Genomic DNA, 24,149 nt, shown 5'->3' on the forward strand with positions numbered 1-24,149 from the left:
GCGTCTGTTGGACGCCGTTTTTATTTCTGCCGACTTTAACGTGCGGTATCGCTGTACCATGACTGACACATTCACAACATGAATGTGTTGCATTGTTGTATTCGTTTCACTGCGATAAGTTTAATTTACTGTAAATATATACAGTATTTTTTTTAACTTATTGAGGATATGAATATGCGCTTTAACAACAAGATGTTGGCCCTGGCCGCCCTGCTGTTCGCCGCACAGGCGTCGGCCGAGACGCTCGAATCTATCGACAACTGCGCGGTTGGCTGCCCGACCGGCGGCAGCAGCAATGTGTCGATCGTGCGTCATGCTTATACGTTGAACAATAACAGCACCACCAAATTCGCCAACTGGGTGGCCTATCACATCACCAAAGACACGCCGGCCAGCGGCAAGACGCGCAACTGGAAAACCGACCCGGCTCTCAATCCGGCAGATACCCTGGCCCCTGCCGATTACACCGGCGCCAACGCGGCGCTGAAGGTCGATCGCGGCCATCAGGCGCCGCTGGCCTCGTTGGCCGGCGTTTCCGACTGGGAATCGCTGAACTACCTGTCCAACATCACGCCGCAAAAGTCCGACCTGAACCAGGGCGCTTGGGCGCGGCTGGAAGATCAGGAGCGCAAGCTGATCGATCGCGCAGACATCTCTTCGGTCTATACCGTGACCGGGCCGCTGTATGAACGCGATATGGGCAAACTGCCGGGCACCCAGAAAGCGCACACTATCCCCAGCGCCTACTGGAAGGTGATTTTCATCAACAACAGCCCGGCGGTGAACCACTATGCCGCTTTCCTGTTCGATCAAAACACGCCGAAGGGCGCCGATTTTTGCCAATTCCGCGTGACGGTGGACGAGATCGAGAAACGCACCGGCCTGATCATCTGGGCTGGTCTGCCTGACGACGTACAGGCTTCGCTGAAGAACAAGCCCGGCGTTCTGCCGGAGTTGATGGGCTGCAAAAACTGACGGAAAAACCCGCTTCGGCGGGTTTATTTTTACTCGGGCATCAGACGGCGCTCACTCCGCCAACGGCATCACGCTTACACTCGCTCATCCGCCGCAACAATAAATTGGTGAAAACGTTCGATTTCCAATTTACGCATGGCGTTCATTTTATGCTGGCTGACGGTTTTCTCGGAAATGCCCAACGCCTTAGCGACGCCGGTATTCGGTTTTCCCGCCAGCAGCATGGCCAACACCGAAAGCTCGCGCGGCGACAGGCTCTGCCCTTTGCAGCTCGCGGTGAACATTTTTATTGCCTCAACGAACGTCGTAAGACCGATGTTTTTTTTCAGGCAGTTAAAATTCGCCAGTCGCGGCGTTTCCACGCCGGTTAAGACGATCGTATTGTCAGGCCTGTCGACAATATGCGATAAGAAATTCATAACCCGACAGATAGACGAGAAAGAGACGATGACCACTTCTGCATGACAATACATGGCATGTAATCCACGGCGTGCAGATGAATGCAGACCCATAACTTCAACGCCCTCCAACGACATTAAGATCTGCGATATGCCATAGAATAAATAGTAATCATCAGAAAATATAGCCACTCGCACAGGATCACCCCATTGCTATTTGTCATGGGCGCGTTTTTAACAACGCCCCCATGGCAGTCATGTCAATTAACTTTATTGGTCCGACTTACTTAAGTGAAGAACATAATGAGATCAGCAATGCGGACAGCGATGAAAGATATTTTTCATCCAAATTCATAATGCCATCTTCACTGTATTTCACGTTATTATCTAGAATTTCATGAATACTCTCGACGGCGCATACGGCATCCTTCCAAACTACGCGCCGACCGAAAGGCGAAGCGCCGAGATATTGCGCGCTTTGGCGAAAACCAACGATAAAGTCGCGCAATATATCGAGCACAATCAATACTTCCTCCCTGCTGACACACCGCTTCATTTGCACTTTATCCAGGAAAACGCTGAGCGTGCTTTGTAAGGAAAACAGGTTCTTGAACAACCCGCCGGCGATATCCTTCGGTGTTTTCACGCTGGTTGATATGACAAAAGGGAGCTCTCCATGCTGCGAGATATATTGATAAAGCCCATTTATCGCCGTCGTCGGCTTAATATCCAAACCGCGAAGAATGACGTCAACCTCATCTTTTAGCGATTTTTCCACTTTGACACCGATCTGGATTTGTTCCGTCATACAATTCATCCTCAACATAGAGATCCGGATTAAACACCAATATTATTCAAGCAAATAATATTCGCCACCAATTACCATGTTAAGATTTTTCTTATATGTGGCAACCTGTTTTTTATTATTAAAAATAACAAAAGAATTATTTATATATAATGTTAAGCGTAGCCGATGTGTTAATTCCCCCGCTGCTCATTGCGGTGGGGCTGTAAGGATAATAATAGGCCGCCATGCCGATGGAAAATTGCGCATCCAAGGCATTGCCGGTTCCCACATGAAATAATGAAGTCGCCGCGCCTGGCGTCACGCTGGAAAGCGACAGCGTGACGGGATTATTCGGCGAAGCCGTCTTGACCAGCCGGATGCCAATGCCTTTTGCCGCCTCAGCGCTTTTATCAATCAAAACCGTATTATCCGAAGACAACAGATTATTGCTGGATAAAAACATATTGATATCCCGATCGGCCGTGCCGCCACTTTGCCGATTCTGGCAGCTGAAATTCAGCGTAAAGGGCGTCAGGCCATTTTGCGCCCCCTGAGTAATCTGCGATATCCCCAGCGTCGGCAACTTCACCGCCAGGCCGGCATTGTCGAAAGTGCAGGTCGTCATCTTGGGCGCATACTTGATGGTCATCGGCTGCCCGTACATGTCGCGCTGATCGTAAGGCCAATTGAAACCGTTGAGCAGCCAGGTCAAGATCTTCACCAACTGCTTGGCGGGCCACAAAATGATCTCCAGCAAGGACATCCCGCTCAGATCGGTCACGAACATCACGTCCTTAAGGCTAACCGTGTCGCCGGGTATCGATGTGCCCGTCTTGCTGACCAGACTGAAACGAATATTCATCGGCTGATTCAATTCCGAAGCGGAGTGCGATCCCCAACCGCTAAGTTTTTTGTTGGCGATGTCGTTGGTTATTTCAGCGCGTATCCAATATTTACCGTTGTTGAATCCCAGAATGGTCGCCTTTGTGCTGTCGGTTGACAGGATGCGCGTATAGCCGAATTCGCTGCTCGAGGTTGAACAACTGAATGAACCGCTGTATTGCGTATAAAAACTGCCTTCCCAGACCGGGGTTTTATCGCTGAGCTTATCCGACAAATCGACGTAGATAGGCGGCGCATATTGGATGCCGTTGCCGTAGCATGAAGCGTAACTGTAACCGCTGAACAACAGGGACAGGGTCAGTGCGAGTATCCTGAGCATGGTGTAATTATCCTTTTATCGACATGTGTTGGCTGCGCTGTCCATCGAGATTTTCGGGCGTTCAATCTTGCAGACACCGTCATTCAGCCTGACCTCCAGTGACGTTGGCTGCTGCTCCACCCGCAGATACAGGACGCTGGCCTGCCCGACGAAGCCAATGGCATGCCCGCTTTGATCCGCCACCTCCGCACCAAATGGCAGGGGCTTATTGCCGGGCTTAAAGGCGCGCAGCGTATAAGGCCGACGCCGATCGGTTTCGAATCTCAAATAGTTGACGGCGCCGGCATAGGGCACGCTGTTGGCGATATTGCCGACGATCTCGGCGCCGGAACTGTTGCCGGTATCCGACAATGTCACGGAGTTTTGCCGGTAAGGCGTGGCGTAAGGCACCAAAGCCAGCCCTTCGTCGTTAGTGACGATGCTCTCGTCGCCGTTCACCATCAGCCCTTTGGCCTTGGGCGCGTCCACCACCATCATGGTGTTGCCCATTTCGTTGGACGCCAGCAAATGCCAAGGGATCGCCACCAGACTGCCGCGGGCGCTCATGCCCAACTGTCGATAGTCTGATGATTCACTGTAGGAGCCGCCAACGGTCGTCGCGTTGGCGCGATAGGCGGCATTCACGCTCGCCATGCTGTTGCCGCCGCTTTGATTGCTGCCGGCAAGCGCATAACTCAGACGGTTTGATTCCAGCGCATTGCCGCTCAGGCTCAGCGAGCTTTGCTGATAGTGCGAATCGGTGGCGGATAAGCTGGTGCTGAGATAGGCATTGTTGTCGAACATCGACAACGGCACGCTCAGAGAGAGATAAAACCGCGTCTCTTCTTTGCGATCGGAATTTCTCACGCGACTCGCGGAAATGTTGTAACTGACCCGCGCGAAGGCATTTGAATACCCGAGCTGGTATTCCCGGCTTTTATTCGTATCCGACCAATAGTCGCGCTGGGTGCCGGAGAAATAGAGCGTGCCCCACCCGTCTGCGAGCCTCTGATTTAGGTTCAAATTGAAGGTATTGCGCGGACGAGCGGCGCGAACGGCGTCCCAGGTATTCAAATCCAGCGGGGCAAGCTCATCGTCATCCCGATCGTTCCAATAATCGTGAAAGCGCTTGTCACGCTCGCGGTAGCCTTGATGGGTGTAGATGGCATCGTTGAAACTGTAATAACCTTTGGTCGAATAACGGTAAGCCGCCAGCGTGAAGTTGGTTGCGGTAGCGTCCAAAAACTTGCTGTAGGCGATCCGAAAACTTTGCCCATTCTCATTGCGATCCTGCAAATGCGTCGAGGCCTGAGTCACATCGACGGATACCGCGCCGAACGGCAGATTCCAGCCACTGCCCAGCAGCCAGGCGCGATAGTCCTCGCTGAGGATCGTACCGGCGTAACCGGTGACCAGATTATTGAAGCCGTACTGCAGCGTGCCCTGCACGAAAGCGGGCGCATAGTCGGTATCCGCCTGATTGACCTTACCGGCCACCAGGCCATATTTGCTGACGCCCTGCTTCAACATGTTGGGAACGGCGGAAAACGGCACGGTAAAGGATTGTTCCCGCCCGTCGGCTTCCCTGACCACGACCAACAGATCCCCCGCAGAACCGGTCGGCAATATATTGTCCAGCGTAAAGGCGCCCGGCGGCACGTTCTCCTGATAGATGAGGTTGCCGTTTTGCAATACTTTCACCAGGGCATTGCTCTGCGCCACGCCCCGTACTATCGGCGAAAAGCCCTGCTGCGAATTGGGCCGCATGTTGATATCCGAGGCTAAAGCGCCGCCCCGCACCCGAATCGAGTCGAACAAATCACCCGGCGAATAGAAATCGCCCATCGTCAGGTTCGATTTGATGGCGGCGAAGCCACGCTGCACATAGCGAGTATTATTTTGCCAATCGCTGCCTTGCCGCGAACTGCTGCGGAAATTGCTGCTGTCTCTGAATTGCCAACCCGCCAGATTGATCCCCGATTCCAAACCGGTATAGAAATCGTCGTTTGACGCCTTGTCGCCCTGCAACGACTGCACGTGGTAATAGGTGGCGTTATAGGCCAGCAGCAACGCAGGCACGCCGCGATCCCAAAATTTGGCGTCAACATAGCCGGCCTCTGCGCGAATCACTCGCGACTGGGGCACCGTCAGCTTAAGGCTCAACGTCCCCACATCGAAGTCCGCCCTTCCTCCTTGCACTAACGTTTGGACGGGGATCGGCCCCTTGTCCACCCCGATGGACAAACGACTCATATCGATGCCCAACAGGGCGGCGTCACGATGGGCGATGCGAATATCGCCTTTATGTTCGCCGAACTGCAACGAGAACCGCCCTTTCCAACTCTGGTTGACATACACGTCGACCGTTTGCGTGCCTGCCGGCATGTCATTATTGAGGTAAAAACGCGACAGATCGGATTCGCTGGACGCACCGGCCAATAGAGAAGTGTCGAATTTCATCGCCGATGCTTTATTTAACGGTATGAATACAGATGCGGTCAGTATCGAAAGCAATTTTAGTTTAAGCTTCATGGCCGTTCTTCACGTTAGCGGGCTGTAATGGCTTTAGATTTATAAGCCCCCAGGTCGTCGATATAGAGCAGGGTGTAGGGAATATTCCGGCTCACGCCAACTTTGGTCGGGGCAAAGAGGCTGGAATATGGCCCGACCATCACTGAATCGACCAACAGATTCTTTTTGCCTTTCTGATCAACATTGGCCAACGTAAAATAGTAAGGGCCTTTGTTGATAACCTTAAATCCCTTCCCCGCCGCCTGGAGTTCAATGAAGTCGGTGATGTTATTGACACTGCCGGTTAACCCTGCCGGGCGATAAAATAGCTTGATGCGTGATTTGATGGCTAATTGCAGCGTATTGACGCCCTGCAAATTCTCCGGCGTAGGCGGGATATCCAGCACATTCAAATAAAATACCGACTCACGATCGCCGGGAAGCGCCGCGCTCATTTTTTGTATGCGTAATTGCTGGCCATTATTTCCGGCAACTTTCACAACCGGCGGGGATAACAAGAACGGCACGTTTGCCGTTTCAGGCGTCGAATTTATATCACCGTCATCAATCCATGCCTGCACCAGTGCCGGATCGTCACCATTGTTGACTAACTGAACGATAACATCCTTGTTTTTTTCCGGATAAATAACGCGCGTTCCATTAATTACAATATTGGCATCGGCGCAAAAGCTGCTGAGAAACAATCCAGCAAAGATTAAGCACTGTTTCATAGTCACCCCAGAAGCCAGGCCTTTGCCTTGGGCGCAGGCCTGGCTTAATTGCAATTACAGGTAAGAAATGGTGTAAGTCACGTTGGAACTCAATTCCCCCACTTTTGCTTCCAACGCATTGGTCTTGTAGTAATAGGCGTCCAGCGTCAGCGTTTCGGCATCCGGCGCCGTTTTATCGCCTTTGATCTTGGTGACATAAGGCACGTTCAACGGAATCGGCGTGGATGAACCCGGCTCAGCCAGAGAAAAACCGACGTTTTTCGCTACGGCGGCGTCGCTTTCATTCACGGAGCTGTTCAGCAGATATTTCCCGTCGGTAGAGATATTATTCGCCGAAGAGAAGTAGATCTTCAGCGGCGTACCGGCCGTTCCCGCCGCCGGCGTGCAGCCGGAGAACGTCAGCGAGAAAGATTTCTTGTTTTTGGTGATGGGGCCGACCACGGTGCCCGCATCAGTCACGGAAATCGGGCTGAGCGCAACGGTAAAATCGGCGCTTTTCCCGCCATTGATGGTACAAGTGGTATCCGTAACGGCACCGCTAAACGAAATAACGCCACCGGCGGAATTATCTGCCGCCGTTGCGCCCACAGATGTTAACGCGGCAGCCAATACCGCCAAAGAGATGCCTTGCTTAATCATAATAAACCCCATTACTTTCTTCGCTGAGAGAGCATATATAAAATGACCTACACCATTAAACCGTTTAGAGGCTAACGAAGCTTAGGCAATAGCAGAGTATTGACAGCATCCTGCCATCTAAAAGTTTATATGCGACGGTATATATTTATATATATCCAAGTGTATTCTAAAAGATATCCGACAATGGGAAAAATCTCATTCACCGCCAGATGCAGGACATATTAATTCCAAAGACAAAAAAATTGCAACATCGAATCAAATAATTTTCATAACAATAAAAAAAATGAATCGAGCAATGGCCGGAAGGATGCGCGCCTTAAAAGAGTGAGTACGACAGCCTGCTTACTGCGCGGGTTCAATGAGCGCCGCCATTTCCTCATAAAAGCGCTTGTGGCGTAAAAAACAAAAAACCATTGATATAAAAAGAAAAAACACATACAAAGAAAAATCTTAGATTCCTTAACCCTCCTCATCCCTCCACGTAAGGTTTACTTTTCCCCTACCTTAAAAATTATCCGACCTACCGCTATAGGAGTAGCCCGGAAATGCGATACTCTCTGCACATGAATATTCAGACACACAAGAAACAGCGTCCGAATTTTTCTTTGCTCAGTCGATAAGGGTGAATTTTTCAGAGAAAAATATATCTTTCCCTATCAATATAAAACCCACCTTTAAAGTATATTAAAAAATATACTGAAAGATAATTCATTTAAATAAATCGCTACAGGGGTCAAACAAGATAGGGGAAAAGGGATGCTTCGCGAGTAACGGCGGGAATAAAAAACCCGAGCGCCACAGGCTCGGGTTGATAGCAACACAGATATTCGACGATCAGAGCGGCTTTTCAGTCCGTACGATGCCGTGATTCTTCATCACCTCTTCCATCGTAAGGCTATCGTCATACGGCGTCTCGTCGACCACAACGTCTTTCGGACGCTCATAGGGTTTGGTCGCACGTTTGAACATCCACCACCATACGAACACCAGGAAAGCGCCGGACTTGAGAAAAATCATGGTCCATAGGGCGACTTGATACCAGTTCATCTCTGTCTCCTAAGAGTATTAAGCAAAATCGATAAGGCGGCGTTAATTATCGTGCCGGTCACGCCTGACAGCAGCAGGCATCCGAGCAGCCTGCCTTGATGACCGCATAATCTCACCGATGCGTAGCCCTTATCAATAGCCGTTCGCGTTTCCTGCGAGCGACCGTCAAGTTCTCAGCACGCAAAAGCAAAAAACCCCGCGCTCTAAGAGCGCGGGGTCAGAATGTATGGCGGAGGAGCAGAGATTCGAACTCTGGAACGGTTTCCCGTCGACGGTTTTCAAGACCGTTGCCTTCAGCCACTCGGCCACCCCTCCGCAACGACGCGCACTATAAACAGAGCTTATTCGCTTGTAAAGCCCAGGCGCGTTCAACCGCGCGAAAAATCGACGGAATGATGCAAGCCGGCGAACAAACGCGCGGCCGCTCCCCCCGCTGTTGCAACAATGATAACTAAGGGTAAAGATTGGTAAACAAACTTTAATCAAGCGCTTGCGCTGCCTATCATCGGGATTATTTTGTGATGGCCTGATAAGAGAGATCATTATGGACCGCATTGTCGTCTCGTCTTCCTCGCGCGACTCCCTGCTCAGCACGCATAAAGTCCTGCGCAACACCTATTTCCTGTTATCCCTGACGCTGGCTTTCTCGGCGCTGACCGCAACCGCCAGTACCCTGCTGGGCCTGCCTGCGCCGGGCTTGCTGCTGATGCTGGTTGGCTTCTACGGCCTGATGTTCCTGACGCATAAACTGGCCAACAGCCCGGCAGGCATTCTGGCGGCGTTCGCGTTGACCGGTTTCATGGGGTATGCCCTCGGCCCGATCCTCAGCTCGTTCCTGAACGCCGGCGCGGGCGATCTGATCATGCTGGCGCTGGGCGGCACCGCCGCGGTGTTCTTCTGCTGCTCGGCCTACGTGCTGACCACCCGTAAAGACATGTCGTTCCTGTCCGGCATGATGATGGCCGGTTTTGTGGTGCTGCTGGTGGCGGTGATCGCCAACCTGTTCCTGCAGATCCCTGCTCTACACCTGGCGATCAGCGCGCTGTTCATTCTGTTCTCCGCCGGCGCGATCCTGTGGGAAACCAGCAACATCATTCACGGCGGCGAGACCAACTACATTCGCGCCACCGTCAGCCTGTACGTATCGCTGTACAACATGTTCATCAGCCTGTTGAGCATTCTGGGCTTCGCCCGCAGCAACTGATCGCGTGTTACCCCGCCTTCCAGGCCCCGCTCCGGCGGGGCTTTATTTTTTGCGGCTGAAAAAATTTGCTAAACTGGCGGCCGTTCCGAATTATCCGTTATCGAGGCAGTATGTTGGAGTTTGAAGGTCGGGTTATCGACACTGACGCGCAGGGCTATCTGAAAAACAGCGCCGACTGGCATGAAGGCCTGGCGCCGCTGCTGGCCGCGCAGGAAGAGATCGTGCTCACCGAAGCACACTGGGAAGTGGTGCGCTTTGTGCGCGACTTCTATCAGGAATTCAATACCTCACCGGCTATTCGCATGCTGGTCAAAGCCATGGCGCAGAAATACGGTGAAGAAAAAGGCAACAGCCGCTATCTGTACCGCCTGTTCCCGAAAGGGCCGGCCAAACAGGCCACCAAGATCGCCGGATTGCCCAAACCGGTAAAATGCATCTGACCGCTCCGCCCGCAGCGCCGCTGCAGGCGAGCGCTTAATAGCGAATGCCGAACCCGTCGTAGTCGGTCACGCCCTGCGGCTCCACCAGCACGCGTTCGACGCGCGCGCTGCGCGGGCCGCCCTGCTTCAGCCATGCGACCAGCGAGTCCACCTGCTCCTGTGTGCCGCAGGCCACCACCTGAACGCTGCCGTCATCAAGGTTGCGCGCATAGCCCGTCACCCCCAGCGCCTCAGCCTGCCGCTGAGTGGAATAGCGAAACCCTACCCCCTGCACCACGCCATACACATACGCAGCAATGCAAACTTGTGTCATAATCGCCCCCTTAATTCAGTTTTCGTTATGGCATTGCCGTGCCTTTGCACCGCCGTGTCACTCTTTCTATCCTAGCTGGCAGCATTATTAATTATGACCGTACGCCTGTTTCTCGCCAAAGGACGTGAAAAGTCCTTACTCCGTCGCCACCCTTGGGTGTTCTCCGGCGCCGTTCAACGCGTCGAGGGCAAAGCGCTCTCCGGTGAAACCATCGATATTCTCGACAGCCAGGGCAAATGGCTGGCTCGCGGCGCCTATTCGCCCGAGTCGCAGATCCGCGCACGCGTCTGGACTTTCCAGCAGGATGAAGAGATTAACATCGATTTCTTCATTCGCCGCCTGCAGCAAGCGCAAAGCTGGCGTGATTGGGTCGCGCAGCGCGACGGCCTGGACGGATACCGCCTGATCGCCGGCGAATCCGACGGCCTGCCGGGCATCACTATCGATCGCTTCCAGAATTTCCTGGTGCTGCAGCTGCTGTCCGCCGGCGCCGAATATCAGCGCCCGGCGCTGCTTTCCGCTCTGCAGCATTGTTACCCGGAATGTTCGATTTACGACCGTTCCGACGTGGCGGTGCGTAAAAAAGAAGGCCTGCCGCTGGCGCAGGGCCCGGTGCTGGGCGATCTGCCGCCGGAGCTGCTGCCGATCACCGAACACGGCATGAAACTGCTGGTGGACATTCAGCAAGGGCACAAGACCGGTTTCTATCTCGATCAGCGCGACAGCCGCCTGGCGGCGCGTAACTACTCCGCCGGCCGCCGGGTGCTGAACTGCTTCTCCTACACCGGCGCCTTCGCCGTTTCCGCTCTGATGGGCGGCTGCGCGCAGGTGATCAGTGTAGATACCTCGCAGGCGGCGCTGGATATCGCCAGACAGAACGTCGAGCTCAACAAGTTGGATCTGAACAAGGCAGAGTTCGTTCGCGATGACGTGTTCCAACTGCTGCGCAACTACCGCGCCCAGGGCGAGAAATTCGATCTGATCATCATGGATCCGCCGAAGTTCGTCGAGAACAAAAACCAGCTGGCCAGCGCCTGCCGTGGCTACAAAGACATTAATATGCTGGCGCTGCAGCTGCTGAACCCGGGCGGCATTCTGCTCAGCTTCTCTTGCTCCGGGCTGATGCCGACCGATCTGTTCCAGAAAATTTTGGCCGACGCCGCTGTAGATGCCGGACGTGATGTACAATTTATAGAACAGTTCCGCCAGGCTGCCGATCACCCGGTGATCGCCACGTACCCTGAGGGGCTGTATCTGAAAGGCTTCGCTTGTCGGGTGATGTAACTTGAAATGCGCTGCCTTGCCCCCATATATGAGCAAGGCATTGTTTCTCAGGAGGTCATCATGATTGCCAGCAAATTCGGTATCGGACAACAGGTTAGGCATAAACTGCTGGGGTATTTGGGCGTCGTTATCGATATCGACCCTGAATACTCTTTGGAACAACCCAAAGCTGACGAGATAGCGGCGAACGATGAACTGCGTTCCGCTCCTTGGTACCACGTGGTGATGGAAGACGAGGAAGGCCAACCGGTGCATACCTATCTGGCGGAAGCGCAGCTGGATGGCGAGCCCCAGGAAGCGCATCCCGAGCAACCATCGCTGGATGAACTGGCGGAATCCATCCGTCACCAGTTACAGGCGCCACGCTTGCGCAATTGACCGCGCCAAGACCTGAGAAACCCTGAAAGAGCCCGGCATCGCGCCGGGCTCTTTTTATTTAGCGCTCCAGCCCCAAACGCGGGATTTCGATTTTCGGGCAGCGATCCATCACCACCTGCAGCCCGGCCTGTTGTGCCAGCACTGCCGCCTGGTCATTAATCACGCCGATCTGCAACCACAGCGCCTTGGCACCGATCGCTATCGCCTCTTGCGCCACGCCGTAGGCTGCCTCCGAATTGCGAAAAACGTCGACCATATCGACCGGCTGCGGGATGGCGGCCAGCGTGGCATAAACCGGCTGCCCCAACAGCGTCTGCCCCGCCAGTTTTGGGCTCACCGGGATCACCTGATATCCCTGCGACAACAGATAAGCCATCACCCCATAGCTGGGCCGCGACGGGTTATCGCTGGCGCCCACCAGCGCGATGGTTTTCACCTGCTGCAATAACTCAACAATCTCTTGATCTTGCATCTTCAACTCCCGTTTATCACTGCGTCACTCTTCCGTTTCGAGTGTAACCGATCGGCATTCGCGCAGCTAAACGCTACGCGCAGGAAACTTCAGCGTAATCTTATGGTCTGAGGCTGTCGCGGTTCAGCCACGCACATACGTGTCTAATTACAAATAAATATGTGAAAATGTAAATAAAATACCCGATTGAAAAATTTTGACACAACCTATGCCATGTTCAACACTTAGAGCTACGTCACTTTATAAGGAGATAATGATGAAATTTGGTCTGGTGGTTGCGGCGTTGCTCAGCATCAGCATGCCTGCCGCGGCTACGACCCTGAAACTCTCCCCGGACATCGATCTGCTGGTGGTCGACGGCAAGAAAATGACAGGTTCGTTGTTAAAAGGCGCCGACAGCCTTGAACTGGATGGCGGACAGCACCAGCTGCTGTTTAAAGTGACCAAAACCGTACGTTCCGGCCAGCATACGCAGGCCTATGCGTCCCTGCCGCTGGTTGCCACCTTCAATACGCAAAAGATCAGTCAGGTGGCAATCGAACTGCCGCGCATCGAGAACGATCGTGACACGCAACGCTTTGATAAAACGCTGAACTATCGGGTGGTGGATAAAGAGGGTAATGCCCTGCCGTTCCAGCATGATGTGCTGCATCCCGACAGTGTCACCTTCAATGCCGATTTGGAAAAGGTGATGACGGATTACAATCGCCAAAACCGCCCGGCTTCCGTCCCGCTTTTCGTCCAGCCGAACACAGGCAACACAATAGCCTCCCTGCCGGCCGGCGCACCGGTGAATGCCCCGACGGTGACGCTGAAAGGTGAAAACGTGTCGGAACAGATGCTGCAATACTGGTTCCAACAGGCGGACAAGGAAACCCAGAAGCGCTTCCTGCACTGGGCCAACAAACAACCGGTTCGCTGATCCCTCCCGGCGCCTTAGCCGCAAAGGCGCCTTTTCTTCGCATTTTCAGCTGCAAACGCTAGGCAGTGAAAAACAGTTTCAGTAATCTGTCGCACATCCCCGATTAGCGAAGGACACTGAGATGGAATTGACCACCCGCACTATCGCCGAGCGCAAGCACATTGCGCTGGTGGCGCACGATCACCGCAAACAGGCCCTGCTGGAATGGGTTGAAAGCCACAAGACCATTCTGGCGCAGCACCAGTTGTACGCCACCGGTACCACCGGCAACCTGATCCAGCGTGCCAGCGGCATTCCCGTCACCAGCATGCTGAGCGGCCCAATGGGGGGCGATCAGCAAGTCGGCGCACTGATTGCGGAAGGCAAGATAGACATGCTGATCTTCTTCTGGGATCCGCTGAACGCGGTTCCGCACGATCCGGACGTGAAGGCGCTGCTGCGGCTGGCGACCGTCTGGAATATTCCGGTAGCGACCAACCGTTCGACCGCTGATTTTTTGATTGACTCTCCGCTGTTCAAAAGCGAGGTGGCGATCGCCATCCCCGACTATCAGCGTTACCTGCAAGACCGCCTGAAATAGTCCTTTCGGCCTGGCTGCCGCCAGGCCTGCTGCTTACGGTTTTTTCTGCACCGGAACGCCAAGCTCACGCAGGTGGTCGACGAACACCGAAGGACGTTCACGATCCTGCAACAGCCATACCTGATGTTTGGCGCGAGTCAACGCGACATACAGCAGACGGCGCTCTTCAGCATCCGGAAAGTCCTCCGGCTGCGGCAGTAACACCTCTTCCAACACCGACTCGCGCGCCACGGCGGGGAAGCCGTCACGCCCCTCATGCAAACCGGCGATGATGACGTATTCCGCCTGCTGCCCCTTGCTGGCGTGGATGGTCATAAACTCCAGATCCAGCTTTGGCCAGCGGGTGGCCGCTTTCGCCAGCGCTTCCGGTTTCAGATGGTGGTAACGCGCCAGCACCAGGATGCGCTCATCCGGCTTGGCGTAGCCGCTCAGCTTGTCCAGTAGCGGCTCCAACTGCTCGTGCGGCAGGATCGTCACCGACTTTTTATTGCCCTTGCTCAGACTATTGAGCGGTTTTTTCAGCTGGTGCGGGTTCTGCTGCACGAACCGGTTGGCCACCTCGCCGATGCGTTCATTGAAACGATAGGTGGTATCCAGCGCGCACTGCGCGCCTTCGCCGAAGTTCGTGGCGAAGGCCGTGGTTAACGTCAGTTCTGCGCCGCTGAAGCGATAAATCGCCTGCCAGTCATCCCCTACAGCAAACAGGCAGGTCTGCTTGTTCTGTCGGCGCAATGCCGCCAGCAAGAGCGCACGCTGCGGTGAGATATCCTGAAACTCGTCGACCAGAATATGTTTCCACGGGCTGACGAAGCGCCCCTTGTCGAGAATGTTGACCGCCTGATGGATAAGGCCGGAGAAGTCCACCGCCCCTTCCTCTTTCAAGGCGCTTTTCCAGGCTTTCAGCAGCGGCGCCATCAGCCTGATGCGTTTTGAAAACAGATCGCGGATTTCTTCATCCGCCTGCTCGATCATTTCCGCCTGGCTGCCACCGTGCATGCGCATCAGCCCCAACCAGCGTTCCAACCGGCTTGCCAGGCGATCCGCCAGGCGCTTATCCTGCCAGAAGTCGCCTTCCGGCACTTCCCATTCCAGCTCTTCGGTCAACCATTGACGCCACCCCTTGGCCTGCGCTTTCTTCTCCGCGCACTGTTGGCGCCAATGGGTGATCAGCAGCTCTTTGCGCGCTTTGGCATCGGTTTCCAACCGGCTGATGGCCGGCGCTTTGCGGCTGCCTTGTTGAATGATTTGCAGCGCCAAGGCATGGAAGGTCTTGGCCTGAATACCGACATCACCCAAACGTTCTTTGATGCGGTCGTTCATCTCGCCGGCGGCCTGACGGCCGAACGCCAACAGCAAGATTTGACCCGGTTCAGCCTCCTGACGACGCAACAGCCAGCCGGCGCGCGCCACCAGCACCGACGTTTTGCCGCTGCCGGCGCCGGCCAACACCAGCACGGAATCCTCGCCATTGACCACCGCCCGGCTCTGGGCGTCGTTGAGCGGCGAACTCTCGACGGTCTGGAAGAAATCATGGTGTTGATCCAGCATGCGCTCGGTCCACTGCCGGTTGCGTTGCTCGATGCTGCGCTCCCCCTGCTGCAACCATTGCAAACACAGATGGTAATCAGCCCGGCAGTTATCGAATTCCTCCAGGCGCGCCACCGGCATCGGCAGCGCGGAGAAAGCCTCGCGAATTTGCTGCTGCAGCTTGCCCAGCTCAGACTTTTTGAACCATTTATCTTGTTGTTCAATGCGCTTAATCTGCGCCACCTGCTGTTGCAACACGCCGGCGCTGACGTCGCTCATCTCGGCGCTCCACTGCTGCCACGCCTGCTGCAGAAAGTGATAAAAACGCTGCGTTTCCTGCCATTCGGTGCCGTGCAACCGCACTACTTTTTCGTCCGGTAATTCAAATTCCAGCTCGCCCCAGACGATGCCACGCTTGCACCTGACCTGAATCAGTTGATTGAAGGGGATCAGGTATTCATGTTTTTCCCCGCTCACCTCAACGCCGGCGTGCAGCAACCGCACGCGGTTATAAGGGTGCTGAGCCAGGTGTTTCCCCAGCGATGTCGCTTTAAGTTCCATATCGTCGCGCCATGACTATGTTGAGATTAAATAACGGATATCTGCCAGTTTACCTGCGATAAGCAGTGGCACTCTAGCGCTAAAAAAAGGGTAGAATAGATTTTGCGTTTTTATCGTGAATACGCCCGCATCGCGGTTTGGCTATCATTAGAGCAGAATGACGTCTATGCGTACTGTACTGAATATTCTTAATTTTGTGTTGGGCGGTTTCTTCACCACGCTAGGCTGGCTTATTGCTACGGTGTTCAGCGTGCTGCTTGTCATCACACTGCCGCTTACCCGCTCCTGTTGGGAAATCACCAAGCTGTCGCTGGTGCCGTTCGGCAACGAAGCGATACACGTCGATGAACTGTATCCGGAAAAAAGCAATGCGCTGCTCTCCGCCGGCGGCTCGCTGCTCAACATTATCTGGCTGGTGCTGTTCGGCTGGTGGCTGTGTCTGTCACACATTGCCGCCGGTATCGTGCAATGCGTTTCAATCATCGGCATTCCGGTCGGCATCGCCAATTTCAAAATAGCCGCCATCGCGCTGTGGCCGGTGGGACGCCGCGTCGTCTCGGTAGAAATGGCTCAGCAAGCCCGTATTGAGAATGCTCGCCGCCACTATCAACAGCGTTAATTTTTTCTCCGTTTGAGGAGTTTTTCGTGCTCTCTTTTGCACCCGCAGTTCGTCGTTATACTTACAACAGCAATCTGCTGTATCACTTGCGCATCCTCATTGCGCTGATCGGCACCACCGCCGTTCCCTGGTGGCTCGGCATTCCCAAGCTGACTATCCCGTTAACGCTGGGCGTGGTGGCAGCCGCCCTGACTGATTTGGACGACCGCCTGGCCGGCAGATTACGCAATCTGCTGATCACGTTGGTATGCTTCTTTATTGCTTCCGCCTCGATTGAGCTGCTGTTTCCCTACCCTTGGTTGTTCGCGCTTGGCTTAACCACCTCGACCTGCGGTTTTATCCTGCTGGGCGCCTTGGGGCAACGTTACGCCACCATCGCCTTCGGTGCGCTGCTGATCGCGGTTTACACCATGCTCGGCACTTCCATGTACGATGCCTGGTATCAGCAACCGCTGCTGCTGGTGATCGGTGCATTGTGGTACAACTTGCTGACGCTGGCGGGCCACCTGCTGTTCCCGATCCGGCCGCTGCAAGAAAACCTGGCGCGCTGTTACGATCAACTGGCCAACTATCTGGATGCCAAGGCCAATCTGTTCGATCCCGACGCCGAACGCGCCGCCGACCTGCCATGGATGGATGTCGCGATGGCCAACAGCGCGTTGGTCGCGTTACTCAACCAGACCAAAGCCTCGCTGCTGACGCGCCTGAAAGGCGATCGCGGCCAGCGCGGCACCCGCCGCACCTTGCACTACTATTTTGTCGCGCAGGATATCCACGAACGCGCCAGCTCTTCCCACGTTCAGTACCACGCGCTCAGCCGGCAATTCCGTCACAGCGATATTTTATTCCGCTTCCAGCGTTTGCTGAGCATGCAGGCGCGCGCCTGCCGCCAGCTGGCACAATCGATCCTGCTGCGGCAAAAATACCAGCACAACCCGCGTTTTGAGCCGGCTTTCAGCCGCATTCAGGAGGCCTTGGCACGCATCGCCGAAACCCAGGGCAATAGCGAACAGACCAAGGCGCTGGCGCATCTGCTGAAAAACCTGCATGCGATAGATGCGCAGTTGGCCAATATCGAGTCCGAGCAAACGCTGGCGAGCGGACAAGCGGAAGAGAACAGCCTGGCCGACGATCGCTTGACCGGTTGGAGCGACATCCGGCTGCGCATCAGCCGCCATTTAACGCCGCAGTCGGCCCTGTTCCGCCATGCGATCCGCATGTCGGCGGTGCTGTGCGTCGGTTACGCCTTTATCCAGTTCACCGGTATGCAGCACGGTTACTGGATCCTGCTGACCAGCCTGTTCGTCTGCCAACCGAACTACAACGCCACCCGCCGGCGCCTGGCACTGCGCATCATCGGCACTCTGGCAGGTATCCTGATCGGCCTGCCAATCCTCTATTTCGTGCCTTCCGTAGAAGGACAACTGGTGTTGATCGTCATCACCGGCGTCCTGTTCTTCGCTTTCCGCACCGTGCAATATGCCCACGCGACGATGTTCATCACGCTGCTGGTGTTGCTGTGCTTCAACCTGTTGGGTGAAGGATTCGAAGTGGCCGCCCCGCGCGTTTACGATACCTTGCTGGGCTGCGCCATCGCCTGGGCGGCCGTCAGCTTCATCTGGCCAGACTGGAAGTTCCGCCAACTGCCGGCGGTGGTGGATAAAACGCTGAATGCCAACTGCCGCTATCTGGACGCCATTTTGGTGCAATATCATCAAGGTAAGGATAACGGCCTCGCTTACCGCATCGCACGACGAGATGCCCATAACAGCGATGCGGAACTGGCTTCGGTCATCTCCAACATGTCAGCCGATCCCAAGGCCGACAAAGCGCTGCAGGAAGCCGCCTTCCGCTTGCTCTGTCTGAACCACACGCTCCTGAGCTATATCTCCGCATTGGGGGCGCACCGCGAGCGGCTGAACACCCCGGCCACGCTCGATCTGCTCAATGACGCCGTGTGTTACGTGGACGGCGCCCTGCATCAGGAAGAACGGAACAGCCAGCGCATTGCGCAGGCGTTGGAACAGCTGGCGGAGCGCATCAGCAAAGCCGTTCCGGAACCTGAAAGCAAAGAACAATTGGTCTTGCAGCAGGTGGGATTGGTGCTCGAGCTGCTGCCGGAGCTCACCGCGCTGCATGCCCAAATCAATAAGGCAGCCTAACTATTCAGGGCCCGATCGATGGGCCCTGAATAACTGGCTCATGCCCATGGCGGCGCATCGCCATCGTATGATCGAACCAACGCACTAGCTCGCTGCGTAATTCGGCCGGCAACGCCGCCTGATGATAACCGGCTATCGCCCCGCCCAGCGACAGCAGCACTCGTAGCCCCAAATTAGTCTGCTGTTTCAATAAACGGAGATAGCTGCGTTTGGCGCCATGCAGCCGTAGGTCATAAGCGTTGCGAATGCCCGCTCGCCACAGCAGACGTTCCATATTGACGTCAATATTCGGCAATGCCTTCAGTCGGCCGTGATCGCCAGCCTTAAGCCGCTGCTCCCGGCGCGCCTCCCTGACAGCCTGCCAGGCCAGCCCCACCAGCTCGTTGCGTTCCCGCCACAGCGACTCGTCAACCCAGTAATAGCGCAAGGTAATGGGCACACCGCGTTTGGAATAGACCATATTGACCATTCCGCGGGCGCGAAAGGCGGGTTCCATGCTTGCCGTAGCCCGCAAATACAGCTCCCCCTCCGCTATCACCGCAAACATGACGCCCTCAGCCAGCAGACCGTAACCGCCGAACTGCGACCGAGTCGTGATGGCCCCCAATGCCGCAAAGCAATTTTTAGCCTGCGCGATTCTTCTCGTCGACATCCTTTTCATAGCGTTCCTCCTTTTTAGGTTCTGGCCTTTAGGTTCTGGCCGTATTATTTCTCTCATCAATGAAAAAAGTAACGTGAACAACTAATTAGAAAAATACGCACTATCCGCCCGCCTGCCAATCACAAAAACCATCGGTACAAAAAATGATCGCAATTATGCGAGCCGCTACGAAAATTTGGGTTGATCTTATCCTAAATCAGGGATACTGTATAAACATACAGTAACACGACGGGCGGGAACTTTATGCGTACTCAATCACTCTACCAACCTCATTTCGGCCATGGCTCTTATACAACGCGCAATGTTGCGAAGAACACGGATGTCGGCAAAGAGAATGGCTTGATCAGTGAACTTGTTTACAACGAGCGCCAGCCCGCAGTGGCTCAATTGCTGTTGCCCCTGCTGCAGCAACTGGGCAAGCAGTCTCGCTGGCTTCTGTGGCTCACGCCGCAGCAAAAATTAAGCAAACAGTGGCTGCAGCAATCCGGCCTGCCGGTGGATAAAGTGGTGCAATTGAGCCAGATCAGCCCGGTGAATACGGTTGAGGCAATGGAAAAAGCGCTGCAAACGGGGAATTACAGCGTGGTTCTCGGCTGGTTGCCCGAGCTAACAGAGGAGGATCGTCTAAAATTAAGACGAGCGGCAGAATTGGGTAACGCATACGGGTTTATCATGCGTCCACAACGTGACATTAGCCCGACTCACGGACAGTGTTCTACCCTAAAAATTCACTCTTCTTTGTATCATTAAGTAAATTTAGGATTTTTCCCATCATTTTCGCACCCCGTAAAGGGAACCTTTGCGGGATAAGGCAAAAAGCTAGTCCGGCCGCGGTTCGGCAAGGAAAAACGCCCTGTTGATCGCCGCTTTTTTGAGCGGAGAATGTTAGCAAATATGTACGATTCTGCGTTTTTTTTTAGAGCCTTATCACATCACACTTGTAACTTTCGCGCCACGTTGTAGACTTTACATCGCCAAGGTTGCTCTATAACGTCAGAAAAACTGGCGAGTAACAAACGAGGGCTTAAACCTTGGCGAAGGAATTTAACCAAGGGCTTAAACAGCTTTAAAGCTCATTGCCTATTTGGATGATAACGAGGCGCAAAATGAAAAAGACAGCTATCGCATTAGCAGTGGCACTGGCAGGTTTCGCTACCGTAGCGCAAGCCGCTCCAAAAGATAACACCTGGTACACCGGTGCTAAACTGGGCTGGTCCCAGTACCACGACACTGGTTTCTACGGTAACGGTTACCAGAACGGTATCGGCAATGGCCCAACCCATAAAGATCAGCTGGGTGCAGGCGCGTTCCTGGGCTACCAGGCAAACCAATACCTGGGCTTCGAACTGGGCTATGACTGGCTGGGCCGCATGCCTTACAAAGGCAGCGTGAACAACGGTGCTTTCAAAGCGCAGGGCGTTCAACTGGCCGCTAAACTGAGCTACCCAATTGCTGACGATCTGGACATCTACACTCGTCTGGGTGGTATGGTATGGCGCGCAGACTCCAAAGCGAACTACGGCCGTACTGGTCAGCGTCTGAGCGACCACGACACCGGCGTTTCTCCGCTGGCTGCTGTGGGTGTTGAATACGCACTGACCAAAAACTGGGCTACTCGCCTGGACTACCAGTTCGTAAGCAACATCGGTGACGCAGGTACCGTTGGCGCGCGTCCAGACAACACCATGCTGAGCCTGGGCGTTTCTTACCGCTTCGGTCAGGATGACGTAGTTGCTCCAGTTGCTCCAGCTCCAGCTCCGGCTCCAGTTGTTGAAACCAAGCGTTTCACTCTGAAGTCTGACGTGCTGTTCAACTTCAACAAGTCTACTCTGAAAGCAGAAGGCCAGCAGGCTCTGGATCAGCTGTACACCCAGCTGAGCTCCATGGATCCTAAAGACGGTTCCGTAGTGGTTCTGGGTTACACCGACGCCGTTGGTTCTGACCAGTACAACCAGAAACTGTCTGAAAAACGCGCACAGAGCGTTGTTGACTACCTGGTCTCCAAAGGCATCCCGTCAGACAAAATCTCTGCACGTGGTATGGGTGAAGCAGAGCCAGTTACTGGCAACACCTGTGGCTACAAATCTGGCCGCGCTACCAAAGCTCAGATCGCTTGCCTGGCACCAGATCGTCGCGTAGAGATCGAAGTTAAAGGTATCAAAGACGTTGTAACTCAGCCTCAGGGCTAAGTTTACTCGCCTAATAAAAAACCCCGCAATGCGGGGTTTTTTTTCGTCCTGTTTTTGTCAGAGCATTCAAGGCCTGGTGCAACGAAGGCGCTCTGCCCCGTTTATTTAGGTTCTTTGCCGAGAATCGCCTTCAGGTCTTCTTTCAACGACGACATCTGATTCGCATACTTCTCTTTGCGCTCAGCATCTTCGATAAGCTGCACGACGGTTTCCGACAGCGTCACGCCGCGACGACGCGCCAGGGCAGCCAAACGTTGCCAAACCAAAAACTCCAGATCGATAGATTTTTTACGCGTATGCTGGTGTTCTGCGTTAAAATGACGTTTGCGGCGGGCGCGGATCGTTTGTTTCATCCGGTTATCCAGATCCGGATTCATATGAGCGGCAATCCATGCAAGTACCTTTACCGGCTCATTTTCCAGCTTCAGCAGCTCGTTAACCGCTTCCTGAGCAGCGCTGTTTTCAATGTAGCGGGTAATGAGTTCCCCTTCCCGGTGCTTCTTCACCAGGTACTTCCATTTCCAACCGCTCTCCAGATTTTCCAGTTGCTGATATTTCATCTTGAGCTCTTCAGTGACCGCGTAACTTCAAATAAGCATAACAGCTTTACGCCGAATTTCCCCGGCAATTAAGCCGTCTTTTAGACTGTTTTTTGCACAGTCATCGCGCGATGTCAAACTCCCTGATGCCAACTGGCACTCCACATGTATCAAGCTGCCGTTATTCTTGTATAATCGCCCTTTCCCTTTTTAACGATTGCATCTAACACTTTGACCAATAACCGACTTGAATGGCAATCTTTATTGCCGGACGTAACGCCTTATCAGGCGATATTTGATACCGCCGCTCAGTTGGCACCCGTGCCCTTTTCCGCCATTCAGCCTCGGCTGGAAAATGCCCTGACGCTATTTTGTCACCCCCAATCGCCACCGCGATTCATGCTGTTGAAAGCGCAAGAAACGCGAGAATACCTGGAACTGATCGCTAACGCCGTCAAACCGCTGCTGCCGCAAAACACGGCATGCCTCGGCAGCCACTATGTCATTCAGGATGGCAAGGTCAGCGTAGAGCCTGCCAGCCATGGCGATGAACCTTTCGCTGCCGGCGGTGCTTGCGTGTTCCAAGAGTGGATTGAACCGGAGCAGCTGTTTGGTTGCGTGCGGATCCACAATGGCGACATCACTCTGCAGCCCGGCCTGGTGCACCAGGCCAACGGCGGTATTCTGATCCTGTCAGCCCGGGCGCTGCTGGCCCAGCCGTTGCTATGGCTGCGGTTGAAGCAAATGATCGGCCAGCGTCAGTTCCATTGGGTTTCGCCTGACGAAACCCGCCCGCTGCCGGTCGCCATTCCGTCGATGCCGCTGGACCTGCGGCTGATTGTGGTCGGCGACCGCCACGGCCTGGCCGATTTCCACGATATCGAGCCAGAACTGAGTGAACAAGCGGTCTATGGCGAATATGAAGACGATCTGCAACTGACTGAAGTTGATGATATGGCGCAGTGGTGCGGCTACGTCAACGGTGTGATCGCCGAGCGGCAGTTACCGATGTTGGCGGCCGATGCCTGGCTGCCGCTGATCGTTCAGGCGGTGCGTTATAGTGGCGATCAGGGCATCCTGCCACTCTCGCCGGTTTGGCTTGGGCAGCAGTTGTCCGAAGCGGCACTATATGCCGAAGAAGACCGCATTACGGCCAAAGCGTTTGAAGCGGCATTGAATGCCCGCGAATGGCGTGAAAGCTATCTCGCCGAGCGTATGCAGGATGAGATCGAACTGGGTCAGATCCTGATCGAGACCGAGGGTGAAGTGGTTGGGCAAATCAACGGCCTGTCAGTCCTGGATTATCCCGGCCACCCACGCAGCTTCGGCGAACCGTCGCGCATCAGTTGCGTTGTGCATCTCGGCGACGGCGAATTTACCGACGTCGAACGCAAGGCCGAGCTAGGCGGCAACCTGCACGCTAAAGGTATGATGATCATGCAAGCGTTCGTGATCGCCGAACTGGACCTGGATCAGCAGCTGCCCTTCTCCGCCTCGATCGTCTTTGAACAATCTTACGGTGAAGTGGACGGCGACAGCGCCTCGCTGGCTGAACTGTGCGCCCTGATCAGCGCCCTGTCACAGCAGCCGATCACACAACAGATCGCCGTCACCGGCTCCGTTGACCAATTCGGCAACGTACAGCCGATAGGGGGCGTTAACGAAAAGGTCGAAGGTTTCTTCGAGGTTTGTTTACGCCGCGGCCTGACGGGCAAACAGGGCGTCATACTGCCCGTGACCAACGTGCGCCACCTGTGCCTGCGTCAGGATGTCGTTGACGCAGTGCGCGAGGGACAATTCCACCTGTGGGCGGTAGAGAGCGCGGCGGAAGCCTTGCCTTTGCTCACCGGTTGCCTCTACTCTGACGAACAACAGCCGAATTTGTTGGCGGCCATTCAGGAACGGATTGCGCAGGTGAGCCTGCAGGAACGCCGTCGTCCATGGCCGCTACGCTGGCTCAACTGGTTCAACCACGGCTGATCGGACTTGTTCAGCGTACACGTGTTAGC

General features: G+C 54.6%; 24 protein-coding genes and 1 tRNA gene. 12 read left to right on the forward strand and 13 right to left on the reverse strand.

From position 1 onward, the window contains the following. The first annotated feature begins 174 nt into the window (after positions 1-174). Entirely contained in the window at positions 175-975 is an 801-nt protein-coding gene (locus tag ACUTQY_RS08015) for a DNA/RNA non-specific endonuclease (RefSeq protein ID WP_033650698.1), read from the forward strand. A 74-nt stretch (positions 976-1,049) separates the two neighbouring features. On the opposite strand, the gene ACUTQY_RS08020 is transcribed toward ACUTQY_RS08015, so the two are convergent. The 8 genes from ACUTQY_RS08020 to ACUTQY_RS08055 form a co-directional block, all read right to left on the reverse strand. Beyond that, positions 1,050-1,487, reverse strand: coding sequence for a helix-turn-helix transcriptional regulator (locus tag ACUTQY_RS08020; protein WP_197665001.1), 438 nt, complete (start codon positions 1,485-1,487; stop codon positions 1,050-1,052). Positions 1,488-1,656: 169 nt separating this feature from the next. After that, on the reverse strand, positions 1,657-2,181 hold the full coding sequence (locus tag ACUTQY_RS08025) for a hypothetical protein (RefSeq protein ID WP_049866670.1): 525 nt from the start codon (positions 2,179-2,181) through the stop codon (positions 1,657-1,659). 136 nt (positions 2,182-2,317) lie between these two features. Next, on the reverse strand, positions 2,318-3,382 hold the full coding sequence (locus tag ACUTQY_RS08030) for a fimbrial protein (protein ID WP_004928073.1): 1,065 nt from the start codon (positions 3,380-3,382) through the stop codon (positions 2,318-2,320). A gap of 15 nt (positions 3,383-3,397) precedes the next feature. Continuing rightward, a complete protein-coding gene (locus tag ACUTQY_RS08035; protein ID WP_046686792.1) occupies positions 3,398-5,893 on the reverse strand; it encodes a fimbria/pilus outer membrane usher protein in 2,496 nt (831 codons plus the stop codon). A gap of 14 nt (positions 5,894-5,907) precedes the next feature. Next, positions 5,908-6,603: a fimbrial biogenesis chaperone gene (locus ACUTQY_RS08040; RefSeq protein WP_046688451.1), complete on the reverse strand. Its 696-nt coding sequence runs from the start codon at positions 6,601-6,603 to the stop codon at positions 5,908-5,910. Positions 6,604-6,657: 54 nt separating this feature from the next. Then, the gene (locus tag ACUTQY_RS08045; RefSeq protein ID WP_369825806.1) at positions 6,658-7,254 is read right to left on the reverse strand and encodes a fimbrial protein; all 597 of its coding nucleotides are present in this window, start codon (positions 7,252-7,254) and stop codon (positions 6,658-6,660) included. A gap of 822 nt (positions 7,255-8,076) precedes the next feature. After that, positions 8,077-8,289 carry a hypothetical protein gene (locus tag ACUTQY_RS08050; RefSeq protein WP_004928089.1) on the reverse strand — a complete coding sequence of 71 codons (213 nt, stop codon included), beginning with the start codon at positions 8,287-8,289 and terminating at the stop codon, positions 8,077-8,079. A gap of 227 nt (positions 8,290-8,516) precedes the next feature. Next, a tRNA-Ser gene (locus tag ACUTQY_RS08055) sits at positions 8,517-8,604 on the reverse strand. A gap of 229 nt (positions 8,605-8,833) precedes the next feature. Here ACUTQY_RS08055 and yccA point away from each other — a divergent pair. Together yccA and tusE are read left to right on the forward strand one after the other, a co-directional pair. Beyond that, on the forward strand, positions 8,834-9,493 hold the full coding sequence (yccA, locus tag ACUTQY_RS08060; protein ID WP_033642602.1) for an FtsH protease modulator YccA: 660 nt from the start codon (positions 8,834-8,836) through the stop codon (positions 9,491-9,493). Positions 9,494-9,603: 110 nt separating this feature from the next. Then, positions 9,604-9,933, forward strand: coding sequence for a sulfurtransferase TusE (tusE, locus tag ACUTQY_RS08065; protein WP_033642601.1), 330 nt, complete (start codon positions 9,604-9,606; stop codon positions 9,931-9,933). Between the two features lie 34 nt (positions 9,934-9,967). Here tusE and yccX read toward each other — a convergent pair whose 3' ends face one another. Then, the gene (gene yccX / locus ACUTQY_RS08070; RefSeq protein WP_033642600.1) at positions 9,968-10,246 is read right to left on the reverse strand and encodes an acylphosphatase; all 279 of its coding nucleotides are present in this window, start codon (positions 10,244-10,246) and stop codon (positions 9,968-9,970) included. A gap of 93 nt (positions 10,247-10,339) precedes the next feature. Here yccX and rlmI point away from each other — a divergent pair, with 93 nt between their 5' ends. Continuing rightward, positions 10,340-11,530, forward strand: coding sequence for a 23S rRNA (cytosine(1962)-C(5))-methyltransferase RlmI (gene rlmI, locus ACUTQY_RS08075; protein ID WP_042784137.1), 1,191 nt, complete (start codon positions 10,340-10,342; stop codon positions 11,528-11,530). Positions 11,531-11,590: 60 nt separating this feature from the next. Beyond that, positions 11,591-11,908 carry a heat shock protein HspQ gene (gene hspQ, locus ACUTQY_RS08080; protein WP_004928104.1) on the forward strand — a complete coding sequence of 106 codons (318 nt, stop codon included), beginning with the start codon at positions 11,591-11,593 and terminating at the stop codon, positions 11,906-11,908. Positions 11,909-11,966: 58 nt separating this feature from the next. Here hspQ and ACUTQY_RS08085 read toward each other — a convergent pair whose 3' ends face one another. After that, positions 11,967-12,380: a CoA-binding protein gene (locus ACUTQY_RS08085; protein WP_033642598.1), complete on the reverse strand. Its 414-nt coding sequence runs from the start codon at positions 12,378-12,380 to the stop codon at positions 11,967-11,969. A 256-nt stretch (positions 12,381-12,636) separates the two neighbouring features. Between ACUTQY_RS08085 and ACUTQY_RS08090 the strand changes: the two genes are divergently transcribed. Together ACUTQY_RS08090 and ACUTQY_RS08095 are read left to right on the forward strand one after the other, a co-directional pair. Beyond that, positions 12,637-13,302 carry a DUF2057 family protein gene (locus ACUTQY_RS08090; RefSeq protein WP_046686791.1) on the forward strand — a complete coding sequence of 222 codons (666 nt, stop codon included), beginning with the start codon at positions 12,637-12,639 and terminating at the stop codon, positions 13,300-13,302. 121 nt (positions 13,303-13,423) lie between these two features. Next, positions 13,424-13,882: a methylglyoxal synthase gene (locus ACUTQY_RS08095; RefSeq protein ID WP_033642596.1), complete on the forward strand. Its 459-nt coding sequence runs from the start codon at positions 13,424-13,426 to the stop codon at positions 13,880-13,882. A 33-nt stretch (positions 13,883-13,915) separates the two neighbouring features. Here the strand turns inward: ACUTQY_RS08095 and helD are convergent, their stop codons facing one another. Further along, positions 13,916-15,970, reverse strand: coding sequence for a DNA helicase IV (helD, locus tag ACUTQY_RS08100; protein WP_033642595.1), 2,055 nt, complete (start codon positions 15,968-15,970; stop codon positions 13,916-13,918). A gap of 166 nt (positions 15,971-16,136) precedes the next feature. Here helD and ACUTQY_RS08105 point away from each other — a divergent pair, with 166 nt between their 5' ends. Both ACUTQY_RS08105 and yccS read left to right on the forward strand, forming a co-directional pair. Next, the gene (locus tag ACUTQY_RS08105) at positions 16,137-16,589 is read left to right on the forward strand and encodes a YccF domain-containing protein (RefSeq protein ID WP_025302313.1); all 453 of its coding nucleotides are present in this window, start codon (positions 16,137-16,139) and stop codon (positions 16,587-16,589) included. A gap of 26 nt (positions 16,590-16,615) precedes the next feature. After that, the gene (yccS, locus tag ACUTQY_RS08110; RefSeq protein WP_046686789.1) at positions 16,616-18,751 is read left to right on the forward strand and encodes a YccS family putative transporter; all 2,136 of its coding nucleotides are present in this window, start codon (positions 16,616-16,618) and stop codon (positions 18,749-18,751) included. A 4-nt stretch (positions 18,752-18,755) separates the two neighbouring features. Here the strand turns inward: yccS and ACUTQY_RS08115 are convergent, their stop codons facing one another. Continuing rightward, positions 18,756-19,412, reverse strand: a complete 657-nt coding sequence (locus tag ACUTQY_RS08115; RefSeq protein ID WP_046686788.1) for a TfoX/Sxy family DNA transformation protein — start codon at positions 19,410-19,412, stop codon at positions 18,756-18,758. A 243-nt stretch (positions 19,413-19,655) separates the two neighbouring features. Here ACUTQY_RS08115 and sulA point away from each other — a divergent pair, with 243 nt between their 5' ends. Together sulA and ompA are read left to right on the forward strand one after the other, a co-directional pair. After that, positions 19,656-20,162, forward strand: a complete 507-nt coding sequence (gene sulA, locus ACUTQY_RS08120) for an SOS-induced cell division inhibitor SulA (protein ID WP_033642592.1) — start codon at positions 19,656-19,658, stop codon at positions 20,160-20,162. Positions 20,163-20,518: 356 nt separating this feature from the next. Beyond that, entirely contained in the window at positions 20,519-21,601 is a 1,083-nt protein-coding gene (gene ompA, locus ACUTQY_RS08125) for a porin OmpA (protein ID WP_033644244.1), read from the forward strand. Positions 21,602-21,702: 101 nt separating this feature from the next. On the opposite strand, the gene matP is transcribed toward ompA, so the two are convergent. Next, the gene (gene matP, locus ACUTQY_RS08130; RefSeq protein ID WP_033642591.1) at positions 21,703-22,161 is read right to left on the reverse strand and encodes a macrodomain Ter protein MatP; all 459 of its coding nucleotides are present in this window, start codon (positions 22,159-22,161) and stop codon (positions 21,703-21,705) included. A 210-nt stretch (positions 22,162-22,371) separates the two neighbouring features. On the opposite strand from matP, the gene ACUTQY_RS08135 reads away from it, so the two are divergent. Further along, positions 22,372-24,120: an AAA family ATPase gene (locus ACUTQY_RS08135; RefSeq protein WP_072055814.1), complete on the forward strand. Its 1,749-nt coding sequence runs from the start codon at positions 22,372-22,374 to the stop codon at positions 24,118-24,120. The last annotated feature ends 29 nt before the right edge of the window (positions 24,121-24,149 follow it).

It is taken from the genome of Serratia sp. TSA_130.1 (assembly GCF_052691795.1).